Source organism: Labrys miyagiensis (assembly GCF_030160835.1).
Taxonomy (GTDB): domain Bacteria; phylum Pseudomonadota; class Alphaproteobacteria; order Rhizobiales; family Labraceae; genus Labrys; species Labrys miyagiensis.
In genome coordinates, this window is sequence record NZ_BSPC01000011.1 from 228,894 (window position 1) to 239,736 (window position 10,843).

The 10,843-nt window shown below is 61.6% G+C and carries 10 protein-coding genes; 9 read left to right on the plus strand and 1 reads right to left on the minus strand.

What is annotated here, in order from left to right:
• The first annotated feature begins 2 nt into the window (after positions 1–2).
• The 6 genes from argF (at position 3) to QQL24_RS07520 (ending at position 5,943) form a co-directional block, all read left to right on the plus strand.
• Positions 3–923 (plus strand): ornithine carbamoyltransferase, encoded by a 921-nt coding sequence (gene argF / locus QQL24_RS07495; protein WP_284311305.1) that lies wholly within the window; start codon positions 3–5, stop codon positions 921–923.
• The gene (locus tag QQL24_RS07500) at positions 920–1,906 is read left to right on the plus strand and encodes an Hsp33 family molecular chaperone (RefSeq protein ID WP_284311306.1); all 987 of its coding nucleotides are present in this window, start codon (positions 920–922) and stop codon (positions 1,904–1,906) included. Before argF ends, QQL24_RS07500 begins: the two co-directional genes overlap by 4 nt.
• Positions 1,907–2,007: 101 nt before the next feature.
• Positions 2,008–3,171, plus strand: coding sequence for an acetylornithine deacetylase (argE, locus tag QQL24_RS07505; RefSeq protein WP_284311308.1), 1,164 nt, complete (start codon positions 2,008–2,010; stop codon positions 3,169–3,171).
• A 7-nt stretch (positions 3,172–3,178) separates the two neighbouring features.
• Entirely contained in the window at positions 3,179–3,778 is a 600-nt protein-coding gene (locus tag QQL24_RS07510) for a flavin reductase family protein (RefSeq protein ID WP_284311309.1), read from the plus strand.
• Positions 3,779–3,818: 40 nt separating this feature from the next.
• Positions 3,819–4,244, plus strand: coding sequence for a large conductance mechanosensitive channel protein MscL (mscL, locus tag QQL24_RS07515; protein WP_284311310.1), 426 nt, complete (start codon positions 3,819–3,821; stop codon positions 4,242–4,244).
• A 499-nt stretch (positions 4,245–4,743) separates the two neighbouring features.
• The gene (locus QQL24_RS07520; RefSeq protein WP_284311312.1) at positions 4,744–5,943 is read left to right on the plus strand and encodes a pyridoxal phosphate-dependent aminotransferase; all 1,200 of its coding nucleotides are present in this window, start codon (positions 4,744–4,746) and stop codon (positions 5,941–5,943) included.
• 78 nt (positions 5,944–6,021) lie between these two features.
• On the opposite strand, the gene QQL24_RS07525 is transcribed toward QQL24_RS07520, so the two are convergent.
• Positions 6,022–7,248, minus strand: coding sequence for a tetratricopeptide repeat protein (locus QQL24_RS07525; RefSeq protein ID WP_284311315.1), 1,227 nt, complete (start codon positions 7,246–7,248; stop codon positions 6,022–6,024).
• A 276-nt stretch (positions 7,249–7,524) separates the two neighbouring features.
• Here QQL24_RS07525 and QQL24_RS07530 point away from each other — a divergent pair, with 276 nt between their 5' ends.
• From QQL24_RS07530 to QQL24_RS07540, 3 genes are all read left to right on the plus strand, one after another.
• Positions 7,525–7,734 (plus strand): cold-shock protein, encoded by a 210-nt coding sequence (locus QQL24_RS07530; RefSeq protein ID WP_284311317.1) that lies wholly within the window; start codon positions 7,525–7,527, stop codon positions 7,732–7,734.
• A gap of 358 nt (positions 7,735–8,092) precedes the next feature.
• Positions 8,093–10,216, plus strand: coding sequence for an ABC transporter ATP-binding protein/permease (locus QQL24_RS07535; RefSeq protein WP_284311319.1), 2,124 nt, complete (start codon positions 8,093–8,095; stop codon positions 10,214–10,216).
• A gap of 125 nt (positions 10,217–10,341) precedes the next feature.
• A partial coding sequence (locus QQL24_RS07540; protein WP_284311320.1) for a transposase domain-containing protein occupies positions 10,342–10,843 on the plus strand: 502 nt, incomplete at its 3' end.

Genomic DNA, 10,843 nt, shown 5'->3' on the forward strand with positions numbered 1-10,843 from the left:
TCATGTTGAAGCATTTTCTCGATCTTTCGGAGATTTCCGCACCGGAACTGCGGACCGTTCTCGACCTCGCCGCTTCGATCAAGTCCCAGCGCGTCAAGGGCGCGGTGGCGGTCGAGCGCCCGCTCACCGGCAAGGTATTGGCCATGGTGTTCGAGCAGCCCTCGACCCGCACGCGCGTCTCCTTCGATGTCGGCATGCGCGAGCTCGGCGGCGAGACGCTGATGCTCACCGGCGCTGAAATGCAGCTCGGCCGTGGCGAAACCATCGCCGACACGGCCCGAGTGCTCTCGCGCTATGTCGATGCGGTGATGATCCGCATGCTCGACCATGCCGCCGTGCGCGAGCTCGCGGCCAATGCCTCGATCCCGGTCATCAACGGCCTGACAAAGCTGTCCCATCCCTGCCAGATCATGGCCGACGTCCTCACCTATGAGGAGCATCGCGGCCCGATCAAGGGCAAGACGGTGACCTGGACAGGCGATGCCAACAATGTGCTGGCTTCCTGGATCGAGGCTGCCCAGCGCTTCGACTTCACCATGCGCGTGGCCGCGCCGGGCGAGCTCACGGTACGCCAGGAGCTGGTCGACTGGATGAAAGCCAATCGCGGGCGTCTCGAGATCAGCACCGATCCCTTCGAGATGGCCGATGGCGCCGACTGCATCGTCACCGATTGCTGGGTGTCGATGGGCGACAAGGAAGGCCACCGCCACAATCTTCTCAAACCCTACCAGGTCAACGCCAAGCTGATGGCGGCCGCCAAGCCGGATGCCCTGTTCATGCACTGCCTGCCCGCCCACCGCGGCGAGGAAGTCACGGACGAGGTGATCGACGGGCCGCAATCGGTGGTGTTCGACGAGGCCGAGAACCGCCTGCATGCCCAGAAGGGCGTGCTCGCCTGGTGCTTCGGACAGGCTGCTGCATGACAGACTCTCACTTGATGGGGGATGACCACATCCTCCCGTTCCAGGCCGAAGGCCTGGATGTACGCGGCCGTGTCGTGCGGCTCGGCCCTGCCATCGATACCATCCTGCGCCGGCACGATTATCCGGCGCCGGTTTCGCGCGCCCTCGGCGAAGCGACGGCGCTGACCCTGATGCTCGGCACCACGCTGAAGTTCGACGGCCGCTTCATCCTGCAGACCCGCACCGATGGGCCCGTGCGCATGCTGGTCGTCGACTTCCAGGCGCCGGACCGCGTGCGAGCCTGCGCGACCTTCGACAAGGACGCCGTGGCCGAGGCGATTGCCGCCGGCAAGACCAGCACCATCGACCTGCTTGGCCAGGGGCACCTCGCCATGACCATCGACCAGGGGCCGGAGATGGCGCGCTACCAGGGCATCGTCGCCCTGGAGGGCGAGAGCCTGGAGGCGGCGGCGGACCAATATTTCCGCCAGTCCGAACAGATCCCGACCCGCGTGCGCCTGGCGGTTGCCGAGAATTATGTCGCGGGCGAGGGCCAGAGCTGGCGCGCCGGCGGCATGATGATCCAGTTCCTGCCCACCTCGCCCGAGCGCATGCGCATGGCCGATCTGCCGCCCGGCGACGCGCCGGAGGGAGCCGAGATCCTGGAGCAGCGCGAGCACGACCTGGAAGATGATTCCTGGGTCGAGGCCAAGCTGCTGATGGGCACGGTGGAGGATCATGAGCTGACCGATCCGAACGTGCCGGCCGAGGAGCTGCTCTACCGCCTGTTCCACGAGCGCGGCGCCCGCGTGTTCGAGAGCTCGCCCGTGGTCGAGAAGTGCCGCTGCTCGCGCGAGGCCGTGACGGGCATGCTGCGCAATTTCTCGCAGCAGGACCGGCGCGACATGGTGGCCGACGATGGTTCCATCGTCGTCACCTGCGAGTTCTGCAACACCCGCTACGCCTTCGACAAGGCGGAGACGGAAGAGCTGGTGAACGCGTAAAACCTGGCCCCGGGTGCACGGGCATCCTGCCCGTTCTTGGAAACGGGACGCTTTACGACAGAGGAAGGACGGGCAAGATGCCCGTGCACCCGGAAAGAATCATGTCCGCGCCCCGCTACACCCCCGTCGAACTCACCGCCAAGCTCGTCGCCTTCGACAGCATCAGTTCCCGCTCCAACCTCGCGCTGATCGATTTCATCGCCGACTATCTCGCCGCCCATGGCGTCGAGGCTATCCGTCTGCCCAACCCGGCCGGCGACAAGGCGGCGCTCTTCGCCACCATCGGCCCGGTGGACAAGCCCGGCGTCGTGCTCTCCGGGCATGTCGATGTCGTGCCGGTGGAAGGACAGGCCTGGAGTTCGTCGCCCTTCGAGGCGCGGCTTGCCGACGACAGGCTCTATGGCCGCGGCACCTGCGACATGAAGGGCTTCGTCGCCACCGCCCTGGCGCTGGTGCCGGAGTTCCTGACGATGGGCCTGAAGGAGCCGATCCATCTCGCCATCTCCTATGACGAGGAGATCAACTGTCTCGGCAGCCTCGACATGATCCGCCGCTTCGGCACGGAGATGCCGCTGCCGCGCGCCTGCATCGTCGGCGAGCCGACCTTGATGGAGGTGGTGGATGCGCAGAAGTCCCTCTCGGGCTACGTCACCCTAGTGACGGGCCGGCCGGCCCATTCGGCCATGCCGGCGCTCGGCGCCAATGCCCTGCATGCGGCGGCGCGCATCATCGTCCATCTCGACGACATCGCCGACGAGTTGAGGGCGGCGGGCGATGGCTCCGGCCGTTTCGATCCCGCCTATTCCACCGTGCAGGCGGGCCTCCTCACCGCCGGCACGGCCATCAACATCGTGCCGGACGAAGCGCGCATCGTCTGGGAATGCCGCGGCCTGCCGTCCCTGCCGGTGGCCTTCGTGCCCGACCGCATCCGCGCCTTCAGCCGGGAAGTGGTGCTGCCGCGCCTGAGGCAGAATGCCCCCGAGGCCGATATCGTCACCATGCAGGACGTCTCCGTGCCGCCTCTGGCGCCGGATCCCGGTTCGCAGGCCGAGACCCTCGCCCTCTATCTTGCCGGACGCAACGGCACGCAGGCCGTGTCCTACGGCACCGAGGCCGGACATTTCCAGCTCGCCGGCGTACCCACCGTGATCTGCGGCCCCGGTTCGATCAAGCAGGCGCATGGCGCCGATGAATGGATGGCGCTGTCGGAATTCGAGGCCTGCGCCGGCTTCCTCCGGCGCCTCGCCGCAACCCTGGCCGATTGAGGCGGCGATGTTCTACGAACCCCGCAAGGGCGACCACGGCCTGCCGCATGATCCGTTCAAGGCCCTGGTGGCGCCGCGTCCGATCGGCTGGATCACCACGCAGTCGGCTGCAGGGGCGATCAATCTCGCGCCCTTTTCCTTCTTCAATGCCTTCCAGGCCCGCCCGCATCTGGTGGGCTTTGCCGCCGATGGCCGCAAGGACAGCGTTGTTTTCGCCGAGGAAACGAAGGAGTTCGTCTGCAACCTCGTCACCGAGGACCTCATGCACGACATGAACGCCACCTCGGCTCATCTGCCGCGCGGGCAGAGCGAGATGGAGCATGCGCGCATCGAGGCGGCGCCCTCGCGCCTCGTCAAGCCGCCACGCGTCGCCAAGGCGGCGGCTGCGCTGGAATGCCGGTGGACCCAGACCATCCACCTCGTCGACGCCGAGGGCCAGCCGAGCGATGCCTGGCTCGTCTGCGGCGAGGTGGTGGGCATCTATGTTGACGACCGTTTCATCAAGGACGGTAGGGTGGACACGGCGGCTCTGCGCATCGTCTCGCGGCTCGGCTACAAGGATTATGCTGTGGTGGAAAGGACTTTTGAGCTGACTCGTCCGGAATGATTGGGTTAGCATGCCTCCTTACTCTGCGAGCGGAGGTTTCATGCTTAAGGAATTCAAGGATTTTGCCCTCAAGGGCAATGTTGTCGATCTGGCCATTGCGGTGATCATCGGCGCCGCTTTCGGAAAAATCGTCGATTCGCTCGTGACCGATCTGATTATGCCGATCTTCGGCGCGATCGGCGGACTCGACTTCTCGAATTACTATATTCAGCTGACGAACCGCGCCGCGGTCAATGCGGGAACCCCGCTCGCTGACGCCAAGAAGGCCGGCGCCGTGTTTGCTTATGGCAATTTCGTCACCGTGGCCGTCAACTTCATTATCATCGCTTTCGTGCTGTTCCTCGCAATCAAGGCCATCAACACCTTCAAGCGCAAGCAACCCGCGCCGCCGCCCGAGCCCACCGTTCCGCCAGCGGATGTACAGTTGCTGACCGAAATTCGCGATCTGTTGGCTGCCAAGCGCTGAGCCGCTGGGTAGAGATCGGAGCGCTTCCTCAGCCGGACAAGAAAGGCGCAAGTCATTCGGCTGGGCGAGATGGGCCGTATGAGAAGTATGCGCGCCGTCAAAGTCCCCTCGCCCCGTTCTTACGGGGAGAGGATTGAGGTGAGGGGCCGCACAGAGCTCAGAGATTAGCGTTCTAGCGGGTGAAAATCCGAGCGATGCACTTCGTCTCATCGTGCATGCTTGATCTATTTAAGAAAATAATCCTGCCAAGGTCGCGCCGCCCCTCACCTCTATCCTCTCCCCGTAAACGGGGCGAGGGGGCGCAAGCGGCGCGCTTTTTTCTCATGCGGCTCATCTCGCGCAACCGTAAGCGTAATCCGTCCAGCATTGGAGCGTATGAATCCGACAGGGGCGCGCTGGCTGGGCATTCGCCTCGTCTATCGATCTCATTCCAAGATTTGGTTTTCGGCGCGCCCGAGGATGCCCTATGGTGAAGTCTTGATTTCACAAGGACATCGCCGTGACTGCCGCTGCCGAGAAGCTTTCGCCCGCCCCCTCCTTTCTCGACGGATTGCGGCCGGAGGCGCTGGGGGCGCCGGAGAGCGGCATCGTCGAGGTGATGAATTACGGGCGGCTGCGCGAAGGCCTGATCCCGCTCTGGGCCGGGGAGGGGGACGTTCCCACGCCCACCTTCATCGCCGAAGCAGCGACGCGTTCGCTCGCCGCCGGCGAGACCTTCTACACCTGGCAGCGCGGCATCCCCGATTTGCGCGAGGCGCTTGCGCGCTACCACACCAACCTCTTCGGCCAACCTTTTTCGGCTGAACGCTTCTTCGTCACCCAGTCGGGCATGCATGCCATCCAGACCGTGGTCCGCATCATCGCCGGCGCCGGCGACGAGGTGATCGTGCCGACGCCGGCCTGGCCGAACTGCGCCGCGGCCCTCGGGGTTGCCGGCGCCAAGCCGGTGATGGTGCCGCAAATCTTCACCGAGGAAGGCTGGAAGCTCGACTATCAGCGCCTCAGCGACGCCATCACGCCTCGCACCCGCGGCATCTTCATCAACTCGCCCTCCAACCCGACGGGCTGGGTCGCCACGCCAGAGGATCTGGCCTTCGTGCTCGACCTCTCGCGCAAGCACGGGCTGTGGATCTTCGCCGATGAGATCTACACCCGCTTCTATTATGCCGGCGCGCGCGCGCCCTCCTTCCGCGATATCCGCACGCCGGAGGACCGCATCATCTTCACCGACACCTTCTCCAAGAACTGGGCGATGACCGGCTGGCGCATGGGCTGGATCGAGGCGCCGCCCGAAATCGGGCAGGTGATCGAGAATCTCCTGCAATATTCGACTTCCGGCATCGCCGCCTTCCTGCAACGGGCCGGCGTGGCGGCGCTCGAACGAGGCGAGAGCTTCGTGCAGCACCAGATCGCCCGCGCCCGCCAGGGCCGCGACATCGTGGTCAAGGGCCTGGGCAACACCGGCAAGGTGCGCTTTGCGCCGGCGAACGGGGCCTTCTACCTGTTCTTCGCGGTGGAAGGGAAACCAGACGTCCGCCGCCTCGGCCTCGAGATCGTCGACCAGGCCAATGTGGGCCTTGCGCCCGGCACGGCCTTCGGCGCCGGTGGGGAGGGCTTCATGCGCCTGTGCTACCTGCGCAGCCCAGAGCAGCTGCGTGTAGCGACACAGCGTCTGGTGGACTGGCTGGAGCGGATTTAATTGGGGGCGGGTCTTCAGACCCGGCTCTTCACTTGGCGCGCGTGTCGGTTCAGGCGGGCCTGAAGACCCGCCCCCCAATCACGGCGTCGCCCCCAGCCGCGACAGCCCGCCCTTGGCCGGCTTGCTGCCGGGGTCGAGCTCCAGCGCCTTGGAGAAATCGGCGATGGCATTGTCGCGGTCGCCCTTGGCTTCCTGCACCTGGGCGCGGGTGACGAAATAATCGGGCACGGTGGCGTCGGCCGCGATGGCGGCATTGGCATCGGCCAGGGCTTCATCATAGCGGTCGGCGGCGAGATAGGTCAGCGACCGCTCCTCCAGCGTGTCGCCTTCGCCGCTCTTCAGCGACAGGGCCTTGGTGAGGTCGGCCAGCGAATTGTCGTAGTCGCCAAGCTCCCGCCAGGCGATGCCGCGAGAGACATAGGCCTGGTCGCTCGACGGCATTTCGCGGATCGTCTCGTCATAATCGGCCATCGCCTCGTCATAGCGGTGGAGCGAGGCGAAAAGTTGCCCGCGCTCGAGCCGGGCGGCGGGAAAATCCGTATCGAGGGCGAGGGCCTTGGTGTAGTCGGCGACCGCCGCCTCCGTATCGCCGAGCTGCCATTCCACATAGCCGCGGCTGAAATAGCCGGAGTCGAAATCGGGATCGAGGTCGAGCGCCTTCTGCAGGTCTTCCAGGGCGCGCTGATAGTCCTTCAGCTCGATCAGCGAGCGGGCCCGGCCGTAGAGGGCGTTCTTGTAGGTCTTGTCGATGCGGATGGCCTGCGTGTAGTCGTCGATGGCCTCCATATGCTCCTCGAGGGCGCGATGGCCGTCGCCACGGCCCTTCCAGGCCTCCTCGTCGCGGGCATTGAGGGCGATCGCCGCGTCGAAATCGGTGATGGCGTCCTGGTTGCGGTCGAATTGCAGCAGGGCAAAGCCGCGATTGACCAGGGGCAGGGAGGAGCGGCGGTCGAGCGCGATCACGCTCGCATAGTCGGCCAGCGCCGCATCGGCATGGCCGAGGCGCGCCTGAGCATCAGCCCGGGCGGTGAGGCTCGAGCCATCCTTGGGACGCAGGTCCAGCGCGGCGCTGAAATCGTCGATTGCCTTGTTGTCGTCGCCGGTCTCGGCAAAAGCCTGGCCGCGCCGGAAATAGACAAGGGCCTTGGTCGACTTCGCCATCGGCCGGTCGAGAAGCTGGGTGCAGGCGGGAATGCGCTGCTCGGCGGCACCTTTCGAACAGTCGCGGTCAGCGCTGTCGGCAAGAGCGGGCGTCGCCGCCGCAAGGGCGAGCAGGACAAGGCAGGGGCGTAGAAAGGCGATCATTCCAAAGGCAAGTCCACAGGCAGGTCAGCCATCCATAGAACATGCCGTGCCAGCAAGGAATGGCAGAACTGTGTTTTCGTGGATCATCCCCGCACCCTTGTGGATTTCGATAAACATGTGATATCGATTTGGCGTCGATTTGGCCGGACGACTGGGCCGGTACGTCTTTGCTTAGCTGGGCGTACGTTCAGGACACCTCCCCAAATTTCGCAGAACCGGGCGATGCACGGTTAGCCGTGGGTCGTCCATGCTTTGGAACGAAGTGAAGGACTATCTATGAGCACGGGAACCGTAAAATGGTTCAACACCCAGAAGGGTTACGGCTTCATTCAGCCGGATGACGGTGGCCGCGACGTGTTCGTGCACATCACCGCTGTTGAACGTGCCGGCTTGCCGGAACTGCGGGAAGGCCAGAAGATCGGCTACGAGATCCTGACCGACCGCAAGACGGGCAAGGCTGCCGCGGGTAATCTCAAGCCCGTCTGAGCCATACGAGAATCTTCAGGCGGAAGGGACTACCGGTTCGCGTGAAGGGGGAATAGACCATAACAATGAAAGAGGGATACACCGGCCGAAGGCCAGGAAAGTCTCTCGACAAACATTCAGAGGCGCGCTTTGGCGCGTCTTTTTTATGGGCGCTGCCCCTTGCCGATTGCCTTCCAGTGAGCGGCGCACGATGCCGGCGCCCGCCAAGCCTCACAAAAAGCTGAACAACCTTACAATTTGATCATTTGCGGCTGCGAAAGCCCCGTGACAGGGTTGTATTAACCTAAATTCTCCATGTTCGAAGGCGATTGGCTAAAAAGCCGTTGTCCGGCACGACCCCTCCCGAAAGGCCGTCTCCATGATCAAAATTCTCGCGGGCCTCACGGGCCTAGCCACCCTTGGTTTGGCGGTGGGCACAATTGCGGGACCTGTACCAGTTTATCTGCCAATCCTCTCTTTGGCTGTTCTGCTTGTCCTGCTCGTCGCCGATGGCGTGCCGCTTATCAAAACCCGCGTTCCGCTAGTGATGCGGTTTCTCATCGGTCTGTTTGCTGTGTCATTCGTCGCGCTAGCTCTCGTCGCTTCGGCAAACGGTGCTGGCCTGATCCCGGAGACGTTCCAGCCGTTCCTACCCCAAACGGGCTCCTCGATAATTTCGGCGATCCTGGCGATCGCCCACCTGGCGATCAGCTACATACCTGTCATTCGGCGCATCGCAGAAATGGCTAACCCGTTCTTTGAGGCCAAGGATCGCAGTCAACTGGAAATGGGAATCTTCGGCCGCTGGCCCATGAGTTTGAAGGCGCTCGGGTTAGGACTTTTCGGTGTCATTATCGTTTTGAATGTCATACAGGTCTATCTGTTGGTTAGATTTAATTTTTGGTACAATGTTTTCTATACCGCACTGCAAGATAAGAATGCTTCTGTATTCTGGACGCAATTGCTCGTCTTCACGTTCCTCGCTACAATCTGGATCATTCGAGGCATGACGGAGGCATACCTAACCGGAATACTCAAACTACATTGGCGAGAATGGCTTACCGAACGTTATATGCGGCAATGGTTGTCCGACAAAGTTCACTATCGACTTGCTCTTGATAGAAAATCAACGGACAACCCTGATCAGCGAATTTCAGAAGACGTGAGAGATTTTACGGACCAGTCATTCGATTTTTACATCAATATATTCAGCACATCGCTAAATTTATACGCTTTCGTACAGATCTTGTGGACGATTTCGGCGCAATTCCCTTACAAGGTCGGTGGTTTCGATTTGAGCAACGTACCTGGATATCTAGTCTGGGTGGTCTTGGCGTTTGCCATTCTAGTAACTTATATAACTCATCTTGTTGGACGCCCCTTGATTCCACTGCAGTTCGGGCGTCAAAAGGTTGAGGCCGATTTCCGCTACAATCTTGTTCGTGTTCGCGAAAACAGCGAGCAAATCGCATTGTTGCAGGGGGAGGAGGTGGAGCGTGTGGGATTGCTGGAACGATACAAAGCGATTTTCGATAATACGCTCTCTATTATTTATAGGAATCTTAAATTGACTATTGTCACATTGGGATATGCTCAAATAAACGCTATATTCCCGTTGGTTTTGCTAGCACCCGCTTACTTTGCAACGGAGAGTATGAAATTTGGTGACCTTCAACAAACGTCCGATGCTTTCACCAACGTTCAGAGCTCAGTCTCCTTCTTCATTACTTCATATGCCACCTTGGCGGTGTTCAAGGCTATTATTGATCGTCTGACAACCTTCGATCATGCGATCGAGCAAGCGGATGCCGCACGGAACGATGGTGTCGAGGTGGTTCCGGCGAAGGGCGTTGCTGCGATTTCGGGCGACAATGTCGATGTCCGTCTTCCGACGGGAGAGCGCCTCCTCAACAAGCTTGCTTTTGCCTTGCGCAAAGGCGAACGGACCTTGGTGACCGGCGAGTCAGGGGCAGGCAAGACCACGTTGTTCCGGGTGTTGGCCGGCATCTGGCCCTATGGCAAGGGCAGAGTTACATTGCCCAGGGATGAGTCCGTGATGCTGCTGCCGCAGCAGCCATATTTCCCACTGGGCACGTTGGCCGGAGCGATGGCCTATCCTCTTCCTGCTGGTACTTTCAGCACGGAACAGTTTTCCAAAGCACTGGAGCAGGTTGGTTTGCCGCAATGGTCAGATAAGCTGGAAGCGAGTGAGAATTGGTCGAGTGTGCTTTCCGGCGGCGAGAAACAAAGAATTTCCGTAGCACGGGCCATATTGCGTAAGCCGGCTTGGTTGTTGCTCGACGAGGCAACCTCTGCCATGGACGAAGAGAATGAGGGAGGCCTCTACAATCTGCTGAGGCAAGCCTTGCCTGATACGACAGTCGTATCGATCGGCCATCGTTCCTCGCTTGCCAAGCTCCATGACAGGCGGTTGGGAATCGTCAAAGGCGATGATGGTGCGAGGCTGGAGGAAATGCCACTTGCCGCCCTCGGGAATGTGTGACGCCGCTCCCGCCTGACAAAAAGGCCGGTCTTTCGACCTAATGCGGTTCACTTAAGGTGAATTGCACGAAAAAATAGGACTTAGCGACCAGGGTGGGATTAGTTTCCCACCCTGGTTGTTTTCGAATGGCGCGTACGATTGGGCATTACCCGGAGCTGTCGGCTCTATCGCGATCGATTGATGTGTCGTGGATAGCCCAGGTGCTTGCGAGCACGGGCAGAGCCAGCGTTCGCAAGCGTAAGCTGCCAGCCGAGCAGGTTATCTGGCTGGTGATTGCTCTGGCGCTGTATCGGCATCAGTCGATCCCGGAGGTGGTAGCCCATCTTGATCTGACGCTGCCGGATGAGGTCAATCCAGACATTGCCAAGAGTGCGCTGACACAAGCACGGCAGCGCTTGGGACGAGCTCCGCTAGCCCAGTTGTTTGCGCTGAGTGCATCGTGCTGGGATGAGCGGCACCAATCTGGCAAGGCCTGGCGAGGTCTTGCCCGCTACGCGGTGGATGGGAGTACGCTACGAACCAGCGACAGCGTAGGAAACCGCACCCATTTTGGCGGCCAGGCGCATTCCAAGGGGCTGGTATCAAGCTATCCCCAGGTGCGCCTCCTCATCTTGACGGCCCTTGCCA